This is a genomic window from Gordonia sp. NPDC057258, from assembly GCF_042668985.1.
In the GTDB taxonomy this organism is placed as follows: domain Bacteria; phylum Actinomycetota; class Actinomycetes; order Mycobacteriales; family Mycobacteriaceae; genus Gordonia; species Gordonia hongkongensis.
Genome location: NZ_JBHUXZ010000027.1, coordinates 34,978 through 58,224, shown reverse-complemented (window position 1 = coordinate 58,224; position 23,247 = coordinate 34,978). Strand labels below are relative to the sequence as shown.

The following is a 23,247-nucleotide window of genomic DNA, read 5'->3' as shown; positions in this document are numbered from 1 at the left end:
GGGCGTGCACGTCACCACCATCGATCGCTACCACCCACCCGCCGGCGAGCTGCTGACCTGGACCGTGGACGTCTCGGCCGCCCGGCCCGAGATGTCCGACGTACCACCGTCGTTCAACCAGACCGTGCACCTGGCCACGGCCGGTGACTCGAGTACGTGGCTGGCCGCCGCGTTCACCGTCCGCGGGCGCGTGGACCGTGCGGCGCTCGGGTCCGCCTACCGGGCGCTCATCGCCCGGCACGGCACCCTGCGGTCGTCGTTCTCGGCGGGTCCCACGGGAATCCGGCGACACGCTTACGATCCGGACGACCTCGTCCTGCACCTCGGCAGCGTGGTCGACACGACCGCCGACACCGTCCTACGCGACCGGCTTCGCGACACCCTCGATCACGCGTGTCATCCCTTCGGTTACCCCGCGTTCCTGTTCGCGGCGATCGACCGCGACGACGCGTCGACGATCATCTGCGGATTCGACCACTGCCATGTGGATGCCTACTCGATCTCCATCGTCATCGACGACCTGCACCGGTTGTACGACGGATACCGTTGCCACGGAGAGCTTTTCGATCCCTCCACCCTGGCGATGAGCGGGAGTTTCGTCGACTTCTGCGCCGCGGAGTCAACAGCGCCCCCGGTCGCACTGTCCGACCCGCGGATGCGCCGGTGGCTCCGGTTCTTCGACGACCGGGACGGCACACTGCCCACCTTCCCGCTGGATCTCGGGGTCGAACCCGGCGCCACCGCGCCACAGGCCACCGAGGTGCGCGCACTCCTCGGCCGGCGGGAGACGGAGCAGTTCGCCGAGTTGTGCCGGCGCAGCGGCGCGAGCGTGTTCGGCGGGACGCTGGCCGCGATGGCCGACGCCGTGCGCCGCTGCGGCGGCGGACCCGAACTGCCCCTTCTGTTCCCGATGCACACGCGACGGGAAGAGAGATGGCGCAACGCAGTCGGATGGTTCACCACCAATGCCCCGCTGCGGGTCGTGGGCACCGGCGATCTGCTGGGGACGATCCGGCGTACCGGGCCCGAACTCCGTCGCGCGGTCACGCTCGGCGAGGTTCCCGTCCCACAGGTGATCGAGGCGATGGGCGGACTCCGTCGCACACGCTCGGACATCTTCATGGTGTCCTATGTCGACTACCGGCTGCTGCCCGGCGCCGACCGACACCGGACCATCGACGCCCATCACATCTCGAACGCGACCACCGCCGACGACGCGCAGTTCTGGATCTCGCGCACGGACGACGGACTCGCGCTGCGGGCCCGGCACCCCGACACGCTGACCGCGCACCGCACCATCCGCCGGTTCACCGACGAGCTGATCCGTACTCTGCGAGCGGGCGTCGAACTGGCGGCGGCCGGCGACACCGACATCGAGGAGCTGGACGGAGGCGCGGACACCGCGCACGTGGTCGGTCTCTGACCACCAGGTTTGCGAGGTCGCGAGGGGATGGTCGCTCTCGGCCTGCTCCTGCGCGGCCGATCGGTGCCGGCCGGTACCCGCGACACGGGACCGGTCGGCGGTCAGCGGATCTGAACCCGGTCCCCGGCCTCTACTGGATCGTCGCCGCCGCGAGGGCGGGAAGCGCGGCGGTGATCAGGGCGAGCAGTTCGTCCCGGGTGAGCGCTTCGGCGTCGACCGGCTCGGCGGTGAGCCAGCGGATCGTCGTCTCCTCGACGAACGCGATCCAGCCGTGCACGCTCATCACGACGACCGGGGTCACCTCGACCCCGAACACGGGTGCGTGGTCGAGCACGCGGGCGACCATCACCTCCCGGGTGCGGTCGAAGACCTCGCGCATCGCGGCGTCCGAACTCGAGGCCCCGCGGATCAGCGCGGTGTAGGCGGTGCGGTTCTCGCTCACGTAGTCGACGAACGCGGCCATCGATGCCGAGAGGATGGCGATCGGGTCGCCGAGGGACTCGTCCGGCTCGGTGCGGGCGAGCATCCGGTCGGCCTGGGCCTGTGCGATCGCGACGTGGAACTCCTGCTTCGACGCGAAGTAGTGGAACAGCAGGGCGCGCGACACCCCGGCGGCATCGGCGATTGCGTCGATCGTGATCTCCTCCAACGGCCGGTCCCTGACCATCGCGAGCCCGTAGTCGATGAGCTGGTCACGACGTGCCTCGGGACTCATGCGCGTGCGCTTGTGCGGCGCGCGCCGGTGGTCACCTCCGTCGTCGCCGGTCGTCTCGCCGCTGATCGTCTTGCCGTTGATCACCGACACCGCGCACATCCTCGTCTACTGGCCACGCGGCCAGCCTACCCTCTATTGAGGGTTGTTCAATAGCTATTGACACGTGTTCAGTACCACCTTATGGTGACACCATGACAACGAACGATGTAGAGATCGCCATCATCGGTGCCGGCTTCTCGGGTCTGGGCGCCGCGGTCCGTCTTAAGCAGAACGGTTTCGACGACTTCGTCCTCCTCGATCGCGGCAGCGACTTCGGCGGGACCTGGCGCGACAACACCTACCCGGGCGCGGCCTGCGACGTCCCCTCGCAGCTCTACTCATTCTCGTTCGCGAAGAACCCCACCTGGTCGCGGTCCTACTCTCACCAGCCCGAGATCCACGACTACATCAACGGGGTCGCCGACCGGTTCGGAATCGGCGCGAAGGCGCGCTTCGGCACCGAGGTGACGCGGACCGCATGGAACGAGGACGAGGGCCGTTGGATCATCGACACCCTGCAGGACGGCAAGACCGACCAGGTGCGGGCACGAGTCCTGGTCGGCGGTGTCGGCCCGCTCTGCGAGCCCAACCTCCCCGACATCGAGGGCATCGAGTCCTTCGAGGGCAAGATCGTGCACTCCGCGCGCTGGGACAACGACCACGACTTCGGCGGGCAGCGCGTCGCGGTGATCGGGACCGGTGCGTCGGCGATCCAGCTCGTTCCCGAGGTCGCGAAGGTCGCCGGGCGCCTCGACGTGTACCAGCGGACCGCACCGTGGATCGTCCCCCGCACCGAGCGCGCCTACAGCTCCGTCGAGCACTGGGCCTACAAGAACGTCCCCGGGTACCAGTCCGCGGTCCGCGGTGGCATCTACGCCGCCAACGAGGTCGTCGCGTTCGGTCTGACCTACTCCCCCAAGGCCCTCAAGCCGGTCGAGTTGCTCTGCCGCGCCAACATCCTGCGCGGCATCGGCCGCGACGCCGAGCTGCGGCGCAAGGCCACCCCGACCTTCCAGGTGGGCTGCAAGCGCATCCTGCGGTCCAACGACTGGTACCCGGCCCTCGCCCGCCCGAACGTCGATCTCGTGACCGACGGCATCGACCGCATCACCCCGACCGGGATCGTGTCGAAGGACGGCACCGTCCGCGAGGTGGACGTGATCGTCGTCGCCACCGGATTCCACGTCACCGACTCCCCCGTGTTCGAGAAGATCATCGGCAAGGACGGCCGCAGCCTCGCGCAGGTGTGGAACGAGATCGGTATGCAGGGCTACAAGGGCTCGTTCGTCCACGGCTTCCCGAACATGATGCTGATGGTGGGCCCGTCGACCGGGCTGGGCCACACCTCGATGGTGTACATGATCGAGTCGCAGCTGAACTACCTCGTCGATTATCTGAAAACCTCTCGCGCGCTGGGGATCACCCGGACCGAGGTGAAGCTGTCCGCCCAGCAGGAGTTCAACGCCGGAATCCAGCACAAGCTGCGCAACAGCGTGTGGGTGAACGGCGGGTGTGCCTCCTGGTACAAGGACGCCAACGGCAACATCACCACGCTGTGGCCGGGCTTCACCTTCGCGTTCCGGCAGACGACCCGTTCCTTCGACGTCGCCGCCTACGATGTGACCCGCGGTGCCCGGCGATCCGCCGCACCCGCGGTGCCGGCCGCTTCCGCCACCGGCGACGACATCGCGTCGCCCGCCACCGCCAACGCCTGACCGAACCCACCCACAGGAGACAAGACATGAAGGACTTTCGCGGCAAGGTCGTCGTGATCACCGGCGCCGGTTCGGGAATGGGCCGTGACATCGCCGTCAAGCTCGCGCGTCGCGGTGCGCGGCTGGCCATCTCCGACGTCACCCCCGACGGCCTGGCCGTCACCGAGAAGCTGGTGACAGAGGCCGGCGCCGAGGTGCATTCGCAGCTGCTGAACGTCGCCGAGCGCGAAGCGGTACTCACCTACGCCGACACCGTCGCCGAGCACTTCGGCGTGGTCAATGTCGTGTTCAACAACGCCGGCATCGCCCACCACGGTGAGATCGAGCGCACCGAGTTCAAGGACATCGAACGGGTGATGGACGTCGACTACTGGGGAGTCGTCAACGGCACCAAGGCGTTTCTGCCGCACGTGATCGCGTCCGGGGACGGGCACATCGTGAACACCTCGTCGTTGTTCGGCTTGCTGGCCGAACCGGGCCAGGCCGCCTACAACTCCGCCAAGTTCGCGGTGCGCGGATTCACCGAGGCGCTGCGGCAGGAGATGATCATCGCCAAGCACCCGGTGGAGGTGTCGTGTGTGCATCCCGGCGGGATCAAGACCGCGATCGCCCGGAACGCCACCGTGTCCGGGGATCACGACCAGAAGGCCACGGCCGCGTTCTTCGACCGCTACCTCGCCCGGATGACGAGTGAGGATGCGGCCGAGGTGATCATCGAGGGCGTCCGGAAGAACAAGGCACGCATCCTGGTCGGCACCGACGCCAAGATCCTGGACCTGTCGGTGCGCCTCGTCGCCTCGAAGTACCAGTGGGTGTCGGCGAAGCTCACCGGTTGGGCGCTGTCGAAGGCGCGCTAGACGCCGGATCACACAGGTCGTGACACCGACACGCGGTCGGGGCGTGTCGGTGTCACCCGTCGTGTCGGCACGGCGTCTTCGCCGCGCTGCTACAGCCCGTGTTCGCCCAGCCAGGCCAGCGCGACCTCACGCGGGTCCGCACCGCCGTCGACCTCGGCCGCCATGGTGGCGAGATCAGCGGTCGTGATCTCGCCCGCCACCTTGTTCATGGCCTTCACCTGATCGCGGTTCAGCGCCGCGGAACGGAACACCGGGACCAGCACCTCCGCCCGCGGACCCGACTCGTCCGCGGGTTCGGCAGCCGCGGCACCGTCCGCGGTGTCGCCGCCACCCGGTGATGTGCGGAGCGCCTGGACCTCCGACGACGCCCCGTCGGCGTCCTCGCCGGCGATCTCGAGGGGGGTCAGCAGTCCGACCGCGCCGCCGTCGGCGGCACGTCGGAGCACCTCCTCTCCGGTGGCGGTGACCTCGACCGGACCGAAGGCACAACCGGCGTCGGCGAAGGCACGCATCGTCGAGTCATCGGGTTCGGCGACGGCCACGACCGGCAGGCCCGCCGGCAGTCGGCCGCAGTCCTCGAGTCCGGTGGCGCCGACGTCCCCGGCGAGGGCCGTCGACACGAAGATCTGCGGCGCCGCCGATACCGGCGTCTCATCGCCGACCGAAACCCCTTGCGGGAGTGCGCGGTTCAGGTCGTTGTAGACGTCCTCGGCGCCGATCGCGGTAGACGACGGAGACAACAACGTCAGCAGTTCCCCGGTGAAGGCGGGGAAGAGATCGAGCGCAGCGCGGTCCATCTCGTCCAGCAGCGCCGGCGCGTCGCCACGGAGCTGGTCACCGGACACCACCGATCCGGAATTGCGCAACGCTCCCGCGTACACCTCGGCCATCACGCGCATCGCCGGGTCCTCCGACGAGCCGATCACCACCCCGCGCGGTGGAGACGACGAGTCGTCGGCGCACCCGGCGATGACCACCGCCAGGACGACGATCAGACCGGCCACCGTGATGAGACGTTTGCGGACACGACGTTCAGTCACCCCGCCACCGTATCCGCAGCACGTCCCACGTCCGAACGAGGCGGGTCCCCGGGTCGGCTCACGCTCCCTCGGCAATGAATCCCATGACGGAGTCGGCGATGAGCTGCACGGCGATCGCGGCGAGGAGCAGGCCCGCGATCTTGGCGAGTAGCGTGATGCCGCCGATGCCCAGGATGCGGATGAGCGCCGTCGAATAGCGCAGGACCAACATCACCACCAGGTGAACGCTGACGATGGCTGCCGCGATGGCCAGATAACCACCCGATCCGGCGTCGACGCCGCTCACACCGACGATGACCGCGGCGATGGCACCCGGTCCGGCGAGCAGCGGGGTGCCGAGCGGCACGAGCGCGACGTTGACGTCGTCGGCGGCCGTTGGCTTGCCGGCGTTGCCGAGGCCGGTGAGCAATTGCAGCGCCACGAGCAGCAACAACAAACCGCCGGCGCCCTGCAGCGCCGGGATCCCGATGTGGAGATAGTTCAGGATGGCTTTGCCGGCGACGGCGAACACACTGATCACCAGGAGGCTGACGAGCGGCGCCTGCCAGGCCGCGCGCCGCCGGTACTCCGGCGAGCGTTGACCGACCAGGCTGAGGAACAGCGGGATCTGGCCAGGCGGGTCCATGATGACGAGCAGCGTGATCAACGTCGTCGTGTACACCGTGACGTCGAAGGACACGTTCGGAGAGTGTACGGGGCCCGCCGGGTAGCATCGGCACTCGTGCCCTCGATCCCCCGGCCTGGTCCGCGCGGGTTGTCACCGCGCCGCGAGCGCCGCCCGCTCCCCGAGATCCGCGTCCCCGTGGCGCGGGCGATCGTCGATTGCGCGGTGTACGTCGACGGCCACCGGCAACCGGGACGGGTGAGCTACACCGAAGGTCTCGCCCGGGTGCGGGCCGCCGGCGAGGGCTTCGTATGGGTCGGACTCCACGCCCCCGACGACGCTCAGATGGCCGACGTCGGCGCCACGTTCGGCCTTCACGAACTCGTCGTCGAAGACGCGGTACACGCGCACCAGCGGCCGAAGCTCGAGGTCTACGACGACACCCAGTTCCTCGTCCTGCGCACCGTGCAGTACATCGAGCACGAGACGATGGCCAAGGCGAGCGAGGTCGTCGAGACCGGCGAGATCATGGTCTTCGCGGGGCCGGACTTCGTACTGACCGTGCGCCACGGCGAGCACACCGAACTGTCGGAACTGCGCCGTCGCCTGGAGACGCACCCCGAGCGTCTGGCCCTCGGCCCGACCGCGGTGCTGCACGCCGTCGCCGACAAGGTCGTCGACAGCTACCTCGCCGTCACCGACCGGATGGACGCCGATGTCGCGGCGATCGAGGAGGTCGTGTTCGGTCGGCAGGGTCACGCACTCGACATCGATCCCGTCTACCTCCTACGGCGCGAGGTGCTCGAACTCCGTCGTGCGGTGACACCGCTGGCGGCCCCGCTGCAGAGTCTCACGGCAAGCGGTAACCCGCTGGTGCCCAAAGAGATCCGACGCCAGTTCCGCGACGTCGCCGACCATCTCACCACCGTCATCGACCGAGTCCTCGAGTACGACGAGCTGCTCACCTCCCTCCTGCAGGCCGCGGCGGCGAAGGTCGGTATCCAGCAGTCGACCGACATGCGCAAGATCTCGGCATGGGTCGCGATCGCCGCGGTGCCGACCATGGTCGCCGGGATCTACGGCATGAACTTCGACCACATGCCCGAACTGCACCAGGAGTGGGGTTATCCCGTCGTGCTGGGCTGTCTGGTGGCCCTCTGCGCGACGCTGTTCGTCGTGTTCCGGCGCAGTCACTGGTTGTGACCCGCGACTGGGATTGCCCACGCACCGGCGTGGGTAACCGGCTTCGATGACCCGCACGGACCACGCCGAGGACACGGCGCGACAACTGATCGACCGCGCCGGCCGCACCTACGCGCAGGACGCCGGCATCACGCTGAAGAACACGCCGTCACCGCTCTTCGAGCTGTTGGTGCTCGCCCTGCTCCTCAGTACGCGGATCTCCGCGGACATCGCGGTGGCCGCCGCGCGCGAACTGTTCACCGCCGGTTACCGGACCCCGGAGAAGATGGCCCGCGCCGACTGGCAGAAGCTGGTCGACGCGCTCGGCCGCGGCCACTACGTCCGCTACGACGAGAGCACCGCCACCCGCCTCGGCGAGGCGGCGCAGAAGGTCCTCGACGACTACCACGGCGATCTCCGTCGGCTCGCCGACGACGCCGACTCCGACCCCACCCGCGCGGCGGAACTGCTCCAGGATTTCACCGGCATCGGTCCGGTCGGGGCCGACATCTTTTTGCGTGAGGTGCAGTCGGTGTGGGAGTGGGTCGCACCGCGTTTCGACAAACGCGCGCTCGCCGCCGCCCGGGACCTCGGACTACCCGAGGACCCGGCACGGCTCGCCGATCTCGCCGACGGCCGGCCCGAGGTGCTGGCAGCGGCGCTGGTGCGTGTCTCGCTCGACAAGCAGTTGCGCGCGGAGATCGCCGGATCCGACAACCGGGCCTAGGCTGGGACGACGGTCACAACCACCCGGTGATGGTTTGTGCCGTCCCCGATCCGGTTACCCAGGAGAGCCGGCGTCCGCCGCGCACCGCGGTGCCCGACGCCCGTACCCGACAGGAGGACTCCCAGGTGTCAGCTGACCCGATGGTCGACGATCCGAGGCCGCACGACACGGCCTTCCGACGCCCCCTGTTGCCCGGTGCGCGCGGATCGCTCTCGGCCATGGTGATCGATCTCCTCCGCGGTGACCCTGCGTCCGCGTCGGTCCTCGACCTGCCGGCCGACGACCCGAGGGTCGTCGACGCCGACCCCTACGGCGACGATCTGCAGCTCGCGCTGTACCTCTGCTACGAGATGCACTACGTCGGGTTCGTCGACGCCGACGCCGGTTGGGAATGGAGTCCGGCCCTGCTCACGGTTCGGGTCGCCCTCGAGCAGCGATTCCTCGCCGCTCTGCATCGCGACGTCCCGGCGATGACCGCCGACGATTCCGCCGAGCACGAGATGGAAGAACTGTGCATCGAGAACCCCGACGGTGACGGCGCCTCCTACCGGCTCCGCGACGCCGGGACGTGGGAGCAGTACCGGCAGCTGTTCGCCCTGCGCTCGCTGTACCACCTCAAGGAGGCCGACCCGCACGCCTTCGCGATCCCACGTCTGCGCGGGCACGCCAAGGCCGCCTACGTCGCCGTCGAGTTCGACGAATTCGGCGGCGGACGCGGCGACGCCGTGCATCAGGAGCTGTTCGCCGATCTGCTTCGCGCTTCCGATCTCAGCGCCGACTACCTGGGCTACCTCGACACCGTTCCCGGCGTCGCCCTCACGCCGGTCAATCTGATGTCGCTGTTCGGACTACACCGGCGCTACCGGGGCGCTGCGGTCGGGCATCTGGCCGCCACCGAGATCACCTCGCCGCCCGGTTCGCAGCGGCTGCTGGCCGGTTTGGAGCAGCTCGACGCACCGGAGGCGTGCCGGCGGTTCTATCGCGAACACGTCGAGGCCGATGCCGTGCACGAGCAGATCCTGCGTACCGATGTCGTCGGCGATCTCGTCCGCACCGAGCCGGACACCGAAGCCGATGTGATCTTCGGGATCCGCGCCTTCCTGTTCGTCGAGGACGCCCTCGACCGGCATGTGCTGTCCGCGTGGGACGACGGAAAGAGCGCCTTCCCGGGTATCTGATCCGGGCAAGGCGCTCGTTCGGGCGGCGCTCGTGAGCCGTCAGGTCGCGCGGCGGCGCTTCTTGCGATGGCTGGTGTCGCACAGGGGGTAGTTCTTGCTCCGACCGCACGCACACACCGCGACCATGAACCGGTCGGACTGCACCCGGGCGCCGTCGGGGAGTTCGATGTCGACCGGACCGGACACCAGGACGGGTCCGCCTCGGATCACCCGCACCGCATTGGGTTTCTTGTCCCCGCTCACCGCGACGCTCCGGCCGGGGCGAGACCATCCGAGGCGACGGCGACGATCGCGACGAGACGCTCGATGCGACGGTTGCGTTCGAGCATGCCGCACTCTTCCATCCAGCCCGCGCGTGCGGTGAGGACCGGACCGAACGGGATGACCCGCTCGGCCACCACCTCTGCGGTCAGTCCCCCGGCGCGCAGGGCGCGCAGCGAGGCGTCGGAGTCCGCGAATTCCGAGTGGACCAGCACGAAAGCTCCGCCGGGCACCAGCAACTCGGGAACGCGTGCGCACAGCGGGTCGAGGACGGCTCGGCCGTCGGGTCCGGCGTCCCACGCATGAGACGGGCCGGCCGGGTGCAGCTCCGACTCGGACTCCGGTGGGGTCGGAACATACGGGGGGTTGCAGGTGACGACGTCGTAGCGACCCTGATGGCGCCGGAGATCACCGTGCGCCACCTCGATCCGGACGCCGGTGTCGGCTGCCGCGCGCCGAGCGTAGGCAACCGCGTCCGCCGATGCGTCCACCGCGGTCACGTGCGACGCACCCGACCTTGCGGCCGCTATCGCGATGGCGCCGCTGCCGGTGCAGAGATCGAGCACGCGGGCCCCGGAGACGCCGCGGGATCGGAGAGTGTCGATCAACAGCTGAGTGTCCTGCTGTGGCAGGTAGACATCGAGCTCGGGTAGCGCTGCGGTCGCTGTGGGAAGCGACGATGAGGTGATGGTCACGCCGGGCACCGCCCGTTCGTCGTGCCGATGGTCCCTGCTCCCCGTGACTCCATGCACCCTCACTTCTCAGACGGACCGTGCTCAGTTGGTCAGATGTTCCCTCTGTCATACGTTCCGAAACCTCGATGCGGATGAGTGCGCCGGGAATTCGCCGGCCGGTCAGGCCGGTGTTGCCGAGGCCCGATCCGGCCGCCGCACATCGATACCCGCCTCACGCCAGGCCTCGCGGAGTGCGTCGGCACCCTTCAGTCGGACCCACGCGGCCTCGTTGGCGGTGATCGGCACCGCCCGGAGCATGCTGACCGGGTCCATGGGCGTGGGCAGCTCGACCGTCCCGAGTTCGTCCGCCTCGAGCAGGACCGCGGTGAACGGCGAACCGTCCCACAGGGGTTCGCCGAGGTCGACCAGCGCATCGGCGGCGATGACGAGGCCCTCGACCGCCGGCGCGGCCGCCAGCGTCGCCATGCGCTTGTGCAGACCGGGCAGCGGCGTTCCCGACGACACGCGCACGACGAGTTCGGCACGGGGTCCGCGGACCGGATCGGCGTGCAGGTCGGTGGGATCGGACATCGGGTGCCGCGCGCACCCCGACGTCACGTAGACCACCTCGTCCCGATCGCCGGCCTCGTCGGGCACGAACCGCAGGACGTCGATCGGTTCGACACCGAGGAACGTCACCGACGCACGTTGGGGAGTCGCCCCCAGCCGGTCTTCGAGAAATCGTCCGACGACCTCAGTCACGGCTTCGCTCACATCCGACAGGCTACCGACTCCGGCGCACGGACCCGGGGTGCTCCTCTAGCCTGGAGCAATGGTCCGGGTTCTGGCGGTCGCCGACGAGGTGGTGGACTCCCTCACCTTCGGGGTGGGGATCGAGTCCCGGCCCGACCTCATCCTCGGTGCGGGTGACCTCCCGTTCGAGTACCTCGAGATCCTGTCGTCCCTGTGCGACGCGCCGTGCGTGTTCGTGCCCGGCAATCACGACCGGGACCTGCGCGGGTACCGCCGCGGCCGCACCGGCTGGACGCGCGCCGGACTCCCCGTCGAGGACCCCGGACCGTGCGGTGCGGTCAACGCCGACGGCCGGACCGTGACGGTCGCCGGACTCCGCATCAGCGGCCTCGGCGGCAGCCGCCGCTACAACAACGGCACCAACCAGTACACCGACACCCAACAGCGGTTGCGGTCCCTCCGGTTGCGATGCACCACCGCCCTGTCACCTCCCCGCGGCGCCGACATCCTGCTCACGCACAGCCCGGCCCGCGGCGTCGGCGACCGCGACGATCTGCCCCACCGGGGTTTCGACTGCTTCCACCCGCTGGTCCGGTCGCTGCAACCGGCGCTGCTGGTCCATGGCCACGTCCATCCGTACGGCGAACGACCGGCTGATCTGCCCATCGGCTCCTCGACGACCTCGATGAACGTCGTCGGCTACTGCCAGTTCGACTTCGATCCCGCCACCCGGGAGGTCGAGATCGTGAGGCGCAGACATGGCGCGTGACACCGGATTTCCCGACGCCGACGCGGAGAACGACTTCGCCCGGATGCGACGCCAGGCCGAACGCGCGCGGCTCGCGCAGTGGTTCATGCGTCAGCCCGCCGACGTGAACACCATCCTCCCGTTCGACGAGGTCGTCGCCGCGCTCGGACGGACCGGGGAGACCTCACTCGGACTGCAGGTCGTCGAGGTGTCCTCGATCGTCGGAAGTGTCGACCGCACCAAGGATTTCGACCGCTACTTCCGGCCCACCTCGTCGCGCGGCCGGGAGCGCTGGCAGCGGCTGGCGGCCGCGCAACGCCGCGGCGAATCCGTCCCTCCGGTACAGCTGTACCGGATCGGATCGATGCACTTCGTCATCGACGGCCATCACCGCGTGTCCATCGCGATCGCGCGGAACTGGGTCACGATCGACGCCTACGTCACCCTGATCCACACGCGCATCTCCCCCGAGGGCATCACCGCGACCTCCGACCTGGTCCTCAAGGACCATCGTCGGATCTTCCTGTCACGCGTGCCGCTCGAGGGGTCCCAGGCCGAGGCCATCCGACTCAGCTTCCCGTTCGACTACGCCGAACTCGCCGAGAACGTCGAGGCGTGGGGATTTCGCCTGAGCCAGGAGATCGGCGAGTTCCTCAACCGCACCGAGACCGCTCGGCGCTGGTTCGGTGAGGAGTTCCTGCCGGTCGTGCGGATGGCGCGCCGGGCGGGCATCCGGCCCGACCTCGACAGCGACGCCGAGCTGTACATGTGGGTGGCCTGCGAACGGTATCGGCTTGTGCGCAGGCACATCTGGGACGAACACGTCTTCGACGAACTGCTCGACCACTCCCGCAGGCGCCGGCGCTGAGCCGACGCCTGCAGGGACAGGCGGGACACTAGCGGACGCGCAGGGACTGCCCCGAGCTCTGGTCGAACACCGCGATCTTCGACGCGTCGTAGAACAGCTCCGCCGAACCGCCGCGGCTCACCTTCGAGTCCGGGGACAGTCGGGCGATGAACTGGTTGCCGCCGAGATCGGTTCCGGAATCGGCGGACAACTCCGCGAGGGCGTCGCTCGACGCCCGGCTCGACCCGACGCCGAAGTAGGCGTAGATGTCGGACCCCATCGACTCGAGCACGTCGATGTTCGCGGTGAAGGTCCCGCCGTGCCCACGGGTCGTCGAGTCGACGAGCGACGCGTCTTCGAGGTGCTCGGGCCGGATGCCGATGAGCACGTCGCCGCCACTGCCGACGTCTCCGGCACGGGAGACCACCGCACGATGGTCGTCGAGGACGATGGTGCCGATCGCGGTCTCGATACCCTCGCTGCCGAGGCGACCGGACAGGAAGTTCATCGCCGGGGAGCCGATGAAACCGGCCACGAACACGTTGGTCGGATTGTTGTACAGCTCCTGCGGCGTACCGATCTGCTGCACATACCCGTTGCGCAGCACGACGACCCGGTCACCGAGGGTCATCGCCTCGGTCTGGTCGTGGGTCACGTACACCGTGGTGGTCCCCAGGCGCTGCTGCAGCTGTGAGATCTCCGTACGCATCTGCACGCGCAGCTTCGCATCGAGGTTCGACAGCGGCTCGTCCATCAGGAACGCCTTCGGGGAGCGCACGATCGCCCGGCCCATCGCCACGCGCTGCCGCTGACCGCCGGAGAGATTGGCCGGCTTGCGGTCGAGGTACTGCCCGAGGTCGAGGATGCGCGCGGCCTCGTCGACCTTCGCGGCCACCTGATCCTTCGGCATCTTCGCGAGAGTCAGTGGGAAGGCGATGTTCTCGCGCACCGACATGTGCGGGTAGAGCGCGTAACTCTGGAACACCATCGCGATGTCGCGGTCCTTGGGTGCGCGCTCGTTGACCCGCTCCCCGCCGATCCGCAGCTCGCCGCCGGAGATGTCCTCGAGTCCGGCGATCATGTTGAGCGTCGTCGACTTACCGCATCCCGACGGGCCCACCAGGATCACGAACTCGCCGTCGGCGATCTCGATGTCGACCCCGTGTACGGCGGTCGAGCCGTCGGGATACTGCTTGGAGACGTTGTCCAGAACGATGTCTGCCATGGGTTATCCCTTCACGGCGCCGGAGGTCAGGCCGGCCACGATTCGACGTTGGAAGAAGAGCACGAAGATGATGATGGGGATGGTGATGACCACCGCGGCGGCCGAGATCGACCCGGTCGGTTCCTCGAACTGCGAACTGCCGGTGAAGTTCGCGATCGCCACCGGCGCGGTGATAGCCCGTTCGGTCGACGTCAGCGACAGGGCCAGGAGCAGGTCGTTCCAGGCGAAGATGAACACCAGGATCGCCGCCGTCACGACGCCCGGGGCGGCGAGCGGTGCGATGACCTTGCGGAAGGCCTGCCACGGGGTGGCGCCGTCCATCTTGGCGGCCTTCTCCAGCTCCCACGGGATCTCGCGGAAGAAGGCGGACAAGGTGTAGATCGCCAGCGGCAGCGCGAAGGTGATGTAGGGCAGGATCAGGCCGGGCCAGGTGTCGAACAACCCGATTGCCCGCTCGATGTTGAACAGCGGTGTCACCAGCGAGATCTGGGGGAACATCGCGATCAGCAGCGCGGCACCGATCAGGAGCTTCTTGCCCGGGAAGTCCAGGCGGGCCACCGCATAGGCCGCCATCGTCCCCAGGAGCACCGCGATCACCGTGGTGATCAGACCCACGCCGATCGAGTTGATCAGCGCCGAGGTGAAGGCGCTGGTCTCGAAGATGCTCTTGTAGTTGTCGAGGGTGAACTCACTCGGCCAGAACTTCCCGTCGGTCACGCTGCTCGCCGGCTTGAAGGACAGGCTGATGATCCACAGCAGCGGGATGAGTGCATACAGGATCACCAGGATGTTGGCGATCGACCACCAGGCCTTGGACTTTCCGCTCGCATTCAACGGCTTACCTCCCCTCGTCGTCGGAACCCGGTGCGGCGGTGCCGAACCCCTTGATGAACACGAACGCGATGATCGCGACACAGATGAAGATCAGAATCGAGATCGCCGAGCCGACGCCGAGATTGAAGGCGCCGAACAGATTGTCGTAACCCAGCATCGACACCGAGTAGGTGTTGTTGGACCCGCTGGTGAGGACGTAGATGTTGTCGAACACGCGGAACGCGTCGAGTGTGCGGAACAGCAGCGCCACCAGGATCGCCGGCTTCATCAGCGGAAGGATGATGCGCCACAGTCTCGTCCACGCCCCGGCGCCGTCGACCTGGGCCGCCTTGAGCAGATCGTCCGGGACGAGCGCGAGGCCGGCCAGCAGGAGCAGGGCCATGAACGGCGTCGTCTTCCAGACCTCGGCGAGGACGATGATCGCCAGCGACGGCCACTGCTCGGTGAGCGGTGCGGTGCCGTCGGGTAGCAGGTTGGCGAGATATCCGGTGCCCGGCGTCCACGCGTAGTACCAGGAGAACGCCGCCGCCACGGTGACGATGCCGTACGGGATCAGGACGACGGTGCGGATGGTGCCCCGCCCGAAGATCGTCCGGTGCATGACGAGCGCGATCGCCATGCCCAGCACGAGTTCGATGAGTACCGACACGACCGTGATGCCGACCGTGACGGCAAAGGCCGTCCACCAGTAGTTGTCGGTGAGGACGGTGGCGTAGTTGGCGAACCAGACGAACTCGCGTTCCCCCGGCGCCGAGAGGCTCATCTTGTTCAGCGACAGCCAGACCGCGTACACGATCGGGTATCCGGTGACCAAGAGCATCATCAGTGCGGCCGGCGCCACGAGCCAGAAGGCCAGCCGGCGCTCGGCGGTTTTGCCCTCGCTGCGCTTGCGCGGGGCGGCCGGCGGCGTGTCGGCCCGGGGCCGATCGATCACCGCGGTGCCCCCGCCCGTCCCGGTCGCCGGCTTCGACAGCGAGGCGGGCGCGGGATCCGGGGTGGGCCGGTCGGTGTGAGACGACGCCGCGGTCACCTCGTGCCGACCTCCCGGCGGAGCGGTCCACACCTGATCGGACTGCACCGGAGGTGTGTCACCGACGATCGGGATCGGACCGGTTTGGGGTGGGGCATCATCCGGGAGGGCGTGTCGCCCGGCGCGGAACCCCGCGTCGTCGGGGTTGCCGCCCGCGTTCTCGGCGTCGTTGCGCGGAGTGTCGTTGTCGCTCACGGGACCAGCCCTTCCCCGTCGATGGCCTTCTGGACCGCTTCGGCGAGCTCGTCGACCAGGGCCTCCGGCTCCCAGGCGCCGACCGGGCTCAACTTGGCCTGCAGCAGCGTCGAGATTGCTTGATAGTCGGGCGATTTCGGCCGCAGAGCAGCGTGCTCGGGTTCGAGCTGCCGCTTGATCTCGTCGGCCATCGGGTACGCGAGGCGGAAATCGGCGTCGTCGTAGATGGACTCGATGACCGGCGGCGGACCCGCACTGAACGAGAACGCCTTCTGCGATGCCTCACTGGTGATGCACTCGGCGGCCTGGTAGGCGAGGTCCTGCTGTTGCGAGGTGCTCGCGACGGCGATGTTGATGCCGCCCAGGGTCGTCTTGGTGGGAAGTCCCTCGAAGCCCGGATAGGGCGCGAAATCGAAGACCCGCCGCATCTCGCGGTTGAGCGGGACCACCTGCGCCGGGGTCGGCGGATTCGCGGTGTCCGCGTACAGGTTCGCGTATTCGGTGAGGTCGAGGAAGGCGACGCTGCCCGCCACGGCGTTCTCGCGCATCCCGGCGAAGACGAACGGCCAGTTCACCTGGTACAGGGCCTCACCGCTCTCCATGCCGAGCCGTGCGGCGCCCTCGTCGGAGTTGGTCAGCGACGGATCGGCACCGGGCGCGGTGGCGACCCGCTTCAGCGTCTCCAGTGCGCGGACCGTCGCGGCGCGGTGTTCGGGGGTGTCGTTGAGGGTGACCTTGTCGGGGTCGTCCGGGTCGACGATCTGCCCACCGGCGCTGGCGAGTACCGAGTTGAACCACACCATCAGGCCTTCGTACTGCCTGCCCTGCACCATGATGTAGGTCGGTCCGCCGTTGCGACCGCTGACGAGCGCGTCCTCGAGCATGCCGTTCCACGTCGACGCCGGGCGCCGGCGGTCGACGTCTTCGACGAGCACATCCGGTCGGTACCAGAGCAATTGGGTGTTCGTGGAGAACGGGATGGCGTAGAGCCGTTCCCGCTCGTCGTCGTCGGTCTTCCAGACCGCGGTGTCGAGCGGACCGCCCAGGGTGCGCGCCGACACCTCGGCGGCCATGGCGTCGGGGACCGGCACCATCCAACCCGCGTCGGCGAATTCGGCCGTCCACACCACGTCCATGCCCATCAGGTCCAGCCCGCTGTCGTTGCCCGCGAGGCGCCGTGCGAGCTGCAAACGCTGATCGTCGGCGCCCTTGGGCAACGGGGTGGTCACGACCTTGTACGCACCACCGGAATCGGCCGAGCATTTGTCGCCGATCTCGGCGAAGGTGTCCGCACCGTCGGCCGGCGGATAGAAATTGAGTACGCCCGCTTCATATCCCGAGCCGCACGCGGACAGCACGGGCAGCATGGCCACCGCTGCCACCGCCGCGGCGAGGACCTTTCGTCTCACGCGCCTGGTAGATCCGTCGGTGCTGATGGATCCGTCCGTGCTGACCCTGCTCCGCACGCAGCCTCCTCGATGTCGTACGCGGCGCCGCAGCGGTGCTCCGCCGTGAGCGTCCGAAGAGCAACGCTATACGTGAGGATTCGTGACATGCAACACATTCGGCATGGGCGTGCCATTCCGCGGGCGATTGTGATCGCTCCGTGTCCGACCGCGGGAGGCGACGTCAGAAGGTGAGACGGGCGAGCATGTCGCGCGCCTTCTCTGCGCTTTTCGGGTCGCACAGCACGTCATAGCGGCCGGCGACCAGCTGCATGGTCGACGCGAAATCCCGCTGGCCCCGGGTCGCCGCGTACGGAATGGTCGCGGAGATCACACCGAAGACCATGCCGCCGACGATGCCCACCAGGATGGGCGCAATGGGCGAACCGGCGAAGACGAGCGCCACCAGACAGCCGAAGAAGAAGCCGAGCCAGGCACCCGAGACCAGCCCGCCGCCGATCACCTTGCCCCACGTCAGCCGGCCGATGACCCGCTCGACCTGCATCAGATCGACGCCCACGATGGTGACGTCCTGGACAGTGAAGTTCTCGTCGGAGAGGAAGTCCACCGCGCGCTGGGCCTCGGCGTAGGTTCCGTACGAACCGATCGGCCAGCCCTTGGGCGGGGTGGGGAGTCCCGGCGTCTCGCGGCTCGGGCGCATGGGATTGGTCATATCGGGGCCTTCCCTGTTGTCAGACTCCAGTGCTGAACGTCGCGGTGAGACCCGACAGTGGGACTGGTCTCCCACCGGTGGGCGTTCGTGTCTGCCGTCGGCCTCCGTTGCACCGATGGCACTACCCTTACTCCCATGTCGTCGGTGAGCAAGGTGTTCGTGGCCAGATTAGTCGGGTTGGCCGTCCTTGGTCCCGACGGCGAGTCCATCGGACGCGTCCGCGACGTGGTGATCTCGATCCGCATGTCCGGGCAGCAACCGCGCGTCCTCGGTCTCGCGGTCGAATTGACCACTCGGCGTAGGATTTTCGTGCCGATGCTGCGGGTGACCGCGATCGAGCCCCAGGCCGTGGCCCTCAACACCGGCACCGTGAGCCTCCGCCGACTCCATCTGCGCCCCGGCGAGGCGCTCGCCATCGGACAGGTCCTCGACACCCACGTCCGGGTCGTCGATCCGGATCTCCCCGAGCTCGCCGACGCCGACGTGACGGTGATCGACCTCGGGATCGAGAAGACCCGGACCCGCGATTGGGTCGTCTCCCGCGTCGCGATCCGGGCGGGACGTCGCGGCCTGCGCCGGCGCCACGAGACACAGGTCGTGGAGTGGTCCAGCGTGCAGGGCATCACCCAGAGCTCGCTGAACCTGCCCGGACAAGGAGTCGCGCAGGCCCTCCTGCAGTTCGAGGGCATGCGCCCGGCCGACGTCGCCAACGCCCTGCGCGAACTGCCCGCGAAACGACGCGACGAGATCGCCTCGGCCCTCGACGACGAACGGCTCGCCGACGTGCTGCAGGAGTTGCCGCCCGACGACCAGAAAGAGGTGCTGGCCGCGCTCGGACGCGACCGCGCCGTCGACATCCTCGAGGCGATGGACCCCGACGACGCCGCCGACCTCCTCGGCGAACTGCCCGACACCGAGGCCGAGGCCTTCCTCGAGGAGATGGACCCCGTGGAGTCCGAGCCCCTCCGCCGACTCCTGCTGCACTCCCCCGACACCGCGGGCGGCGTGATGACCTCGGAGCCGATCGTGGTCACCGCATCGACCACCATCGCCGAGGCCCTCGCCCGGGTCCGCAACCCCGACCTGACGCCGGCCGCGGCGAGTCTGGTGTTCGTCGTCCGCCCGCCCACTTCGACACCGACCGGCAAGTATCTCGGATGCGTGCATCTGCAGGCCCTGCTCCGGGAACCGCCCGCGCACCTGGTCGGCGGCATCCTGGACACCGACCTCGCCCAACTCCATCCCGAGGACTCCCTGGAGACGATGACGAGATATTTCGCGACCTACAACCTGGTGTGCGGCCCCGTCGTGGACGAGGCCGGCCACCTGCTCGGCGCGGTGAGCGTCGACGACCTGCTCGACGAGATCCTGCCGCGCGACTGGCGTGAGACCGAACCCGAGGACGTCGTCGAGGCCGACGGGTACGGCGTCGGGAGTGGCCCGGAACCGGCATCGGGCGGCCCCCAGGTGCGGATCCGATGAGCGAACCGGGACGCAAGCTCGACACCCCCAGCACCCGCCGCACGATCTCGTTCAATCTCGACTCCGACGTCGTCGGGATGTACAGCGAGCGGATCGCCCGGTTCCTGGGCACCGGACGATATCTGGCGATCCAGACGGTCATCGTCATCGTGTGGATCGTGCTGAACCTGGTCGCGGTGTCGATCCAGTGGGACCCGTACCCGTTCATCCTGCTGAACCTCGCGTTCTCGACGCAGGCGGCGTACGCGGCGCCGCTGATCCTGCTGGCCCAGAACCGGCAGGAGAACCGCGACCGGGTGTCGCTGGAAGAGGACCGGATGCGGTCCGCCCAGACGAAGGCCGACACCGAGTTCCTGGCCCGGGAGCTCGCCGCGGTCCGTCTCGCGGTCGGCGACACCGTCACGCGCGACTACCTGCGCAAAGAACTGGACGACCTGCTCGACGAACTCACCGAACGGCTCGGCGCCCCCGCCGGCGACGAATCCGGCCGCCGCGGTTCCAAGGATCACTGACACCAAAAGCCGGGTTCGTGTCTGGGACGTCAGACCCATATGTATGGTGGGTCACAGTTCGGACCGGATCCCGGCGTCTGTCACGGCGCGACGAGATTCTCCGACACATCCATGTGAGCGGCTCTGGACCTGGGCCGCGGGTGAGCATCGCCGCGTTCTCGGGGGCAGAAGTGTGTGTTGACAACGGAGTGAACAGGACCGGGCAGCGGCCCGGGGCCGCACGATGTGCAGGAGGCCTCCGGTGAGGCCCCTCGACCTCGTCCGCCGTCGCCGTGGTCCGCGCCGTCCGTCCTCGTTCCCACGACGCGCCGCGACGCTGGTCGTCGGCGGCGGTCTGGTCGGTGCACTGGTCCTGGGGACCGCGACGTCGAGCGCCTCCGGCGGCAACGTCGCGTCGGCCGTCGTCGAGCCCGATGCCCCCGTGATGGTGGCCGAACTCGTCGCGGGTTCGCCGGGCGCACTCCTCGGCTTCGCGCCGCCGCCGGAGAAGCCCGCGACCGCGCTGCCGGCGCCGCAGTTCCGGCTCGCGAGCGACCTCCCCTCGGGCCCGCTGGGGATCCCGGGCGTCGTACTCCAGGCCTACAAGCTGGCCGCCAACCGCGTCGCCGCCGAGAGCGCGGCCTGCAAACTGCCGTGGTTCCTGCTGGCCGGCATCGGACGCATCGAGTCCAATCATGCGAGCAACGGCTCGGTCGATCAGTACGGCACGACGATCAACCCGATCGCCGGGCCGGTCCTCGACGGCTCGCTGGCCGGCAACGCGGTCATCAAGGACACCGACGGCGGACGCATCGACGGCGACGCCGGACACGACCGCGCGATGGGCCCGATGCAGTTCATCCCGAGCACGTGGGCAGCGTGGGGCTCCGACGCCAACGGCGACGGAAAACCCGACCCCAACAACATCTTCGACGCCACGTACTCGGCCGGCCGGTATCTCTGCGCCGGCGTCACCGACATCATGAACGAGCGCACTCGCGTGTCGGCGGTGCTGCGGTACAACCGCTCGATGGAGTATGTCGCCAACGTCCTCGGCTGGGCCGGGGCCTACGCGACGGGCGTGATGCCGACCGACCCCATCCCGGAGATGAAGCGCAAGCCGTCGAGCAGCTCGAGCTCGTCCAGCAAGCCCAGGCAGCCGGAGTCCGGGTCGTCCTCGTCGTCGTCGTCGTCCTCCACCACGCGGCGGCCGAGCCCTCCGCCGCCGCCGTGCATCATCGTCTGCCTGCCGTCGATCCCGCCGCTGTTCCCGGGCCAGCCCGCTCCCCCGCCCACCAAGAGGGAGGCCCCGGCGGTACAACAGGGACCGGCGGGGAACGCCGGTCCGAAGAGGCCCGGAGGGGCGAGCACCCCGGTTCCCGTCCGCTGACGGCGCCACCGGAGGACCTGCGCCCGGAACCGTCGGCGCCGCCGGTAGTCTGGGCCAGATGACAACAGGAGTCGCGCCCACGGAATCGGCAGTTCGCGCCGCTCTGGGCAAGGTCAAGGATCCCGAGATCGGCAAGCCCATCACCGACATCGGGATGGTCAAGTCGGTCACGATCAACGACGACGCGAGCGTCGACGTCGGGGTGTACCTCACGACATCGGGGTGCCCGATGCGCACCGAGATCTCGCAGCGCGTGGAAACAGCAGTCGCCGACGTCCCGGGCGTCGGCGCGATCCGCGTCGAACTCGACGTCATGGACGACGAGCAGCGCACCGAGCTGCGCAAGAAGCTCCGCGGGGACAAGGCCGAGCCGGTCATCCCGTTCGCCCAGCCCGGCTCACTGACCCGTGTCTACGCCGTCGCGTCGGGTAAGGGCGGCGTCGGCAAGTCGAGCGTGACCGTCAACCTCGCCACGGCGCTCGCCGAACGCGGGCTCACCGTCGGCGTTCTCGACGCCGACATCTACGGCCACTCGGTCCCCCGCATGCTCGGGAGCGACGCCAAACCCACGCAGGTCGAACGCATGATCATGCCGCCCAGCAACCACGGCGTCCGCTTCATCTCGATCGGACAGTTCACCGACGGCAACACGCCGGTGACCTGGCGCGGTCCCATGCTGCACCGAGCCCTGCAGCAGTTCCTCGCGGACGTCTACTGGGGCGATCTCGACGTCTTGCTCCTCGACCTGCCGCCGGGCACCGGTGACGTCGCGATTTCGATCGCGCAGCTCATCCCGGGCGCGGAGATCCTGGTGGTGACGACACCCCAGCAGGCCGCGGCCGAGGTCGCCGAGCGCGCCGGGGCCATCGCGCTGCAGACGCGGCAGAAGATCCTCGGCGTCGTCGAGAACATGTCGTGGCTGGAACTGCCCGACGGCAGCCGCATGGAACCGTTCGGGTCCGGCGGCGGCGAGCAGGTGGCGCAACGCCTCACGCGCGCGGTGGGCGCCCAGGTCGACCTGCTGGGTCAGGTACCGCTCGAGACGGCCTTACGCGAAGGCGGCGACGCCGGTGTCCCGGTGGTGCTGTCGGCACCCGAATCGGCGTCCGGTTCCGCCCTGCGCGCCATCGCGGGCAAGCTCGCGGCGCGTAAGCGCGGCCTGGCGGGTATGAGTCTGGGACTCGACACCATCCGGAATTCCTGACCGGTCAGGTCGCGTCCCAGTCGGCCGCGGCGGGACGCGACCCCGACCGCGACCGGCGGTCCGACGCCGCGGATCCCGCCGGGCCGGCGGAGTCCTGATTCCCGCTCTCCTGCTTCTCGAACGACAGGGGCGCCGACACGGGCTTGATCTCTGGCGCCGCCGGGGTGGTCTTCCGGTCGACCGTGGTGGCGCTCTCGTTCAGCCGGAACAGTGAATCATCGCCGTCGAGAAGGTGTTTCGTGACGATCGACCGCGGCGTCATACCCCGCAGTTCGTTGAGGTCGGCGAGCGGCTTGCGCAGGTCGTCGAATTCGGGACCCAGCTCGTCCTTCAGCTGATTGCTCGCACCGGTCGCGTAATCACGGACCTTCTTGGCCGACTGCATCGTCCAGGAGACGGCACCGGGGAGACGTTCGGGGCCGAGGATGACGAGTGCCGCGACCACCAGGATCGCTATCTCGCCCCATCCGATGCTGCTGAACATGTGCCTCGTCCTGACCTGTGCGGTGGTGTGG

The 23,247-nt window shown here is 68.7% G+C and carries 24 protein-coding genes; 12 read left to right on the top strand and 12 right to left on the bottom strand.

All coding sequences use genetic code 11. The features are described from left to right. Nucleotides 1-4 precede the first annotated feature (4 nt). Nucleotides 5-1,423 (top strand): condensation domain-containing protein, encoded by a 1,419-nt coding sequence (locus ACFUEJ_RS17685; protein WP_137810060.1) that lies wholly within the window; start codon nt 5-7, stop codon nt 1,421-1,423. A 130-nt stretch (nt 1,424-1,553) separates the two neighbouring features. Here the strand turns inward: ACFUEJ_RS17685 and ACFUEJ_RS17680 are convergent, their stop codons facing one another. After that, nucleotides 1,554-2,138 carry a TetR/AcrR family transcriptional regulator gene (locus ACFUEJ_RS17680; protein WP_240198985.1) on the bottom strand — a complete coding sequence of 195 codons (585 nt, stop codon included), beginning with the start codon at nt 2,136-2,138 and terminating at the stop codon, nt 1,554-1,556. A 191-nt stretch (nt 2,139-2,329) separates the two neighbouring features. On the opposite strand from ACFUEJ_RS17680, the gene ACFUEJ_RS17675 reads away from it, so the two are divergent. Next, on the top strand, nt 2,330-3,892 hold the full coding sequence (locus ACFUEJ_RS17675; protein ID WP_137810059.1) for an NAD(P)/FAD-dependent oxidoreductase: 1,563 nt from the start codon (nt 2,330-2,332) through the stop codon (nt 3,890-3,892). Nucleotides 3,893-3,918: 26 nt separating this feature from the next. Further along, on the top strand, nt 3,919-4,749 hold the full coding sequence (locus tag ACFUEJ_RS17670) for an SDR family oxidoreductase (protein ID WP_058252721.1): 831 nt from the start codon (nt 3,919-3,921) through the stop codon (nt 4,747-4,749). A gap of 89 nt (nt 4,750-4,838) precedes the next feature. Here ACFUEJ_RS17670 and ACFUEJ_RS17665 read toward each other — a convergent pair whose 3' ends face one another. Further along, nucleotides 4,839-5,789 (bottom strand): glycine betaine ABC transporter substrate-binding protein, encoded by a 951-nt coding sequence (locus ACFUEJ_RS17665; protein WP_388030858.1) that lies wholly within the window; start codon nt 5,787-5,789, stop codon nt 4,839-4,841. A gap of 58 nt (nt 5,790-5,847) precedes the next feature. Further along, a complete protein-coding gene (locus ACFUEJ_RS17660; protein ID WP_058252719.1) occupies nt 5,848-6,468 on the bottom strand; it encodes a MarC family protein in 621 nt (206 codons plus the stop codon). 42 nt (nt 6,469-6,510) lie between these two features. On the opposite strand from ACFUEJ_RS17660, the gene ACFUEJ_RS17655 reads away from it, so the two are divergent. From ACFUEJ_RS17655 to ACFUEJ_RS17645, 3 genes are all read left to right on the top strand, one after another. After that, entirely contained in the window at nt 6,511-7,596 is a 1,086-nt protein-coding gene (locus ACFUEJ_RS17655) for a magnesium and cobalt transport protein CorA (RefSeq protein WP_058252770.1), read from the top strand. Nucleotides 7,597-7,642: 46 nt separating this feature from the next. After that, nucleotides 7,643-8,302 (top strand): endonuclease, encoded by a 660-nt coding sequence (locus ACFUEJ_RS17650; RefSeq protein ID WP_065632810.1) that lies wholly within the window; start codon nt 7,643-7,645, stop codon nt 8,300-8,302. 140 nt (nt 8,303-8,442) lie between these two features. Continuing rightward, nucleotides 8,443-9,480, top strand: a complete 1,038-nt coding sequence (locus tag ACFUEJ_RS17645) for an iron-containing redox enzyme family protein (protein WP_137810086.1) — start codon at nt 8,443-8,445, stop codon at nt 9,478-9,480. Nucleotides 9,481-9,519: 39 nt separating this feature from the next. On the opposite strand, the gene ACFUEJ_RS17640 is transcribed toward ACFUEJ_RS17645, so the two are convergent. The 3 genes from ACFUEJ_RS17640 to ACFUEJ_RS17630 all read right to left on the bottom strand — a co-directional run bounded on the left by ACFUEJ_RS17640 (nt 9,520) and on the right by ACFUEJ_RS17630 (nt 11,189). Beyond that, nucleotides 9,520-9,723 carry a CDGSH iron-sulfur domain-containing protein gene (locus tag ACFUEJ_RS17640; RefSeq protein WP_058252716.1) on the bottom strand — a complete coding sequence of 68 codons (204 nt, stop codon included), beginning with the start codon at nt 9,721-9,723 and terminating at the stop codon, nt 9,520-9,522. Beyond that, a complete protein-coding gene (locus ACFUEJ_RS17635) occupies nt 9,720-10,436 on the bottom strand; it encodes a HemK2/MTQ2 family protein methyltransferase (protein ID WP_137810056.1) in 717 nt (238 codons plus the stop codon). Before ACFUEJ_RS17635 ends, ACFUEJ_RS17640 begins: the two co-directional genes overlap by 4 nt. A gap of 159 nt (nt 10,437-10,595) precedes the next feature. Continuing rightward, complete coding sequence (locus tag ACFUEJ_RS17630) at nt 10,596-11,189, bottom strand: suppressor of fused domain protein (protein ID WP_068969931.1); 594 nt, start codon at nt 11,187-11,189, stop codon at nt 10,596-10,598. Nucleotides 11,190-11,247: 58 nt separating this feature from the next. Between ACFUEJ_RS17630 and ACFUEJ_RS17625 the strand changes: the two genes are divergently transcribed. Both ACFUEJ_RS17625 and ACFUEJ_RS17620 read left to right on the top strand, forming a co-directional pair. Continuing rightward, entirely contained in the window at nt 11,248-11,937 is a 690-nt protein-coding gene (locus ACFUEJ_RS17625) for a metallophosphoesterase (protein ID WP_068969932.1), read from the top strand. After that, the gene (locus tag ACFUEJ_RS17620; RefSeq protein ID WP_055475023.1) at nt 11,927-12,784 is read left to right on the top strand and encodes a hypothetical protein; all 858 of its coding nucleotides are present in this window, start codon (nt 11,927-11,929) and stop codon (nt 12,782-12,784) included. The genes ACFUEJ_RS17625 and ACFUEJ_RS17620 overlap by 11 nt, the downstream gene beginning before the upstream one ends. A 28-nt stretch (nt 12,785-12,812) precedes the next feature. Here the strand turns inward: ACFUEJ_RS17620 and ACFUEJ_RS17615 are convergent, their stop codons facing one another. The 5 genes from ACFUEJ_RS17615 to ACFUEJ_RS17595 form a co-directional block, all read right to left on the bottom strand. Then, nucleotides 12,813-13,988, bottom strand: a complete 1,176-nt coding sequence (locus ACFUEJ_RS17615; RefSeq protein WP_058252713.1) for an ABC transporter ATP-binding protein — start codon at nt 13,986-13,988, stop codon at nt 12,813-12,815. 3 nt (nt 13,989-13,991) lie between these two features. Then, the gene (locus ACFUEJ_RS17610; protein ID WP_055475025.1) at nt 13,992-14,822 is read right to left on the bottom strand and encodes a carbohydrate ABC transporter permease; all 831 of its coding nucleotides are present in this window, start codon (nt 14,820-14,822) and stop codon (nt 13,992-13,994) included. Nucleotides 14,823-14,826: 4 nt separating this feature from the next. Further along, the gene (locus ACFUEJ_RS17605) at nt 14,827-16,047 is read right to left on the bottom strand and encodes a sugar ABC transporter permease (protein WP_082652962.1); all 1,221 of its coding nucleotides are present in this window, start codon (nt 16,045-16,047) and stop codon (nt 14,827-14,829) included. After that, nucleotides 16,044-17,456: an extracellular solute-binding protein gene (locus tag ACFUEJ_RS17600; RefSeq protein WP_175404349.1), complete on the bottom strand. Its 1,413-nt coding sequence runs from the start codon at nt 17,454-17,456 to the stop codon at nt 16,044-16,046. Before ACFUEJ_RS17600 ends, ACFUEJ_RS17605 begins: the two co-directional genes overlap by 4 nt. A 220-nt stretch (nt 17,457-17,676) precedes the next feature. Continuing rightward, nucleotides 17,677-18,165: a general stress protein gene (locus ACFUEJ_RS17595; RefSeq protein ID WP_055475026.1), complete on the bottom strand. Its 489-nt coding sequence runs from the start codon at nt 18,163-18,165 to the stop codon at nt 17,677-17,679. A gap of 135 nt (nt 18,166-18,300) precedes the next feature. Here ACFUEJ_RS17595 and ACFUEJ_RS17590 point away from each other — a divergent pair, with 135 nt between their 5' ends. The 4 genes from ACFUEJ_RS17590 (at nt 18,301) to ACFUEJ_RS17575 (ending at nt 22,732) form a co-directional block, all read left to right on the top strand. Further along, a complete protein-coding gene (locus tag ACFUEJ_RS17590) occupies nt 18,301-19,647 on the top strand; it encodes a magnesium transporter MgtE N-terminal domain-containing protein (RefSeq protein ID WP_055475027.1) in 1,347 nt (448 codons plus the stop codon). After that, the gene (locus tag ACFUEJ_RS17585; protein ID WP_055475028.1) at nt 19,644-20,159 is read left to right on the top strand and encodes a DUF1003 domain-containing protein; all 516 of its coding nucleotides are present in this window, start codon (nt 19,644-19,646) and stop codon (nt 20,157-20,159) included. The genes ACFUEJ_RS17590 and ACFUEJ_RS17585 overlap by 4 nt, the downstream gene beginning before the upstream one ends. Before the next feature lie 241 nt (nt 20,160-20,400). After that, a complete protein-coding gene (locus tag ACFUEJ_RS17580) occupies nt 20,401-21,528 on the top strand; it encodes a lytic transglycosylase domain-containing protein (protein WP_058252710.1) in 1,128 nt (375 codons plus the stop codon). A 58-nt stretch (nt 21,529-21,586) separates the two neighbouring features. Then, the gene (locus ACFUEJ_RS17575; protein ID WP_055475030.1) at nt 21,587-22,732 is read left to right on the top strand and encodes an Mrp/NBP35 family ATP-binding protein; all 1,146 of its coding nucleotides are present in this window, start codon (nt 21,587-21,589) and stop codon (nt 22,730-22,732) included. Between the two features lie 4 nt (nt 22,733-22,736). On the opposite strand, the gene tatB is transcribed toward ACFUEJ_RS17575, so the two are convergent. Beyond that, nucleotides 22,737-23,216 carry a Sec-independent protein translocase protein TatB gene (tatB, locus tag ACFUEJ_RS17570; protein ID WP_058252709.1) on the bottom strand — a complete coding sequence of 160 codons (480 nt, stop codon included), beginning with the start codon at nt 23,214-23,216 and terminating at the stop codon, nt 22,737-22,739. Between the last annotated feature and the right edge of the window lie 31 nt (nt 23,217-23,247).

Excerpts from the sequence above, each read along its gene's own strand:
- ACFUEJ_RS17680 (WP_240198985.1), bottom strand. The coding sequence starts at position 2,138 with ATGAGTCCCGAGGCACGTCGTGACCAGCTCATCGACTACGGGCTCGCG.
- ACFUEJ_RS17675 (WP_137810059.1), top strand. The coding sequence starts at position 2,330 with ATGACAACGAACGATGTAGAGATCGCCATCATCGGTGCCGGCTTCTCG.
- ACFUEJ_RS17670 (WP_058252721.1), top strand. The coding sequence starts at position 3,919 with ATGAAGGACTTTCGCGGCAAGGTCGTCGTGATCACCGGCGCCGGTTCG.
- ACFUEJ_RS17650 (WP_065632810.1), top strand. The coding sequence starts at position 7,643 with ATGACCCGCACGGACCACGCCGAGGACACGGCGCGACAACTGATCGAC.
- ACFUEJ_RS17645 (WP_137810086.1), top strand. The coding sequence starts at position 8,443 with ATGGTCGACGATCCGAGGCCGCACGACACGGCCTTCCGACGCCCCCTG.
- ACFUEJ_RS17625 (WP_068969932.1), top strand. The coding sequence starts at position 11,248 with ATGGTCCGGGTTCTGGCGGTCGCCGACGAGGTGGTGGACTCCCTCACC.
- ACFUEJ_RS17620 (WP_055475023.1), top strand. The coding sequence starts at position 11,927 with ATGGCGCGTGACACCGGATTTCCCGACGCCGACGCGGAGAACGACTTC.
- ACFUEJ_RS17615 (WP_058252713.1), bottom strand. The coding sequence starts at position 13,988 with ATGGCAGACATCGTTCTGGACAACGTCTCCAAGCAGTATCCCGACGGC.
- ACFUEJ_RS17595 (WP_055475026.1), bottom strand. The coding sequence starts at position 18,165 with ATGACCAATCCCATGCGCCCGAGCCGCGAGACGCCGGGACTCCCCACC.
- ACFUEJ_RS17590 (WP_055475027.1), top strand. The coding sequence starts at position 18,301 with ATGTCGTCGGTGAGCAAGGTGTTCGTGGCCAGATTAGTCGGGTTGGCC.
- ACFUEJ_RS17585 (WP_055475028.1), top strand. The coding sequence starts at position 19,644 with ATGAGCGAACCGGGACGCAAGCTCGACACCCCCAGCACCCGCCGCACG.
- ACFUEJ_RS17575 (WP_055475030.1), top strand. The coding sequence starts at position 21,587 with ATGACAACAGGAGTCGCGCCCACGGAATCGGCAGTTCGCGCCGCTCTG.
- tatB (WP_058252709.1), bottom strand. The coding sequence starts at position 23,216 with ATGTTCAGCAGCATCGGATGGGGCGAGATAGCGATCCTGGTGGTCGCG.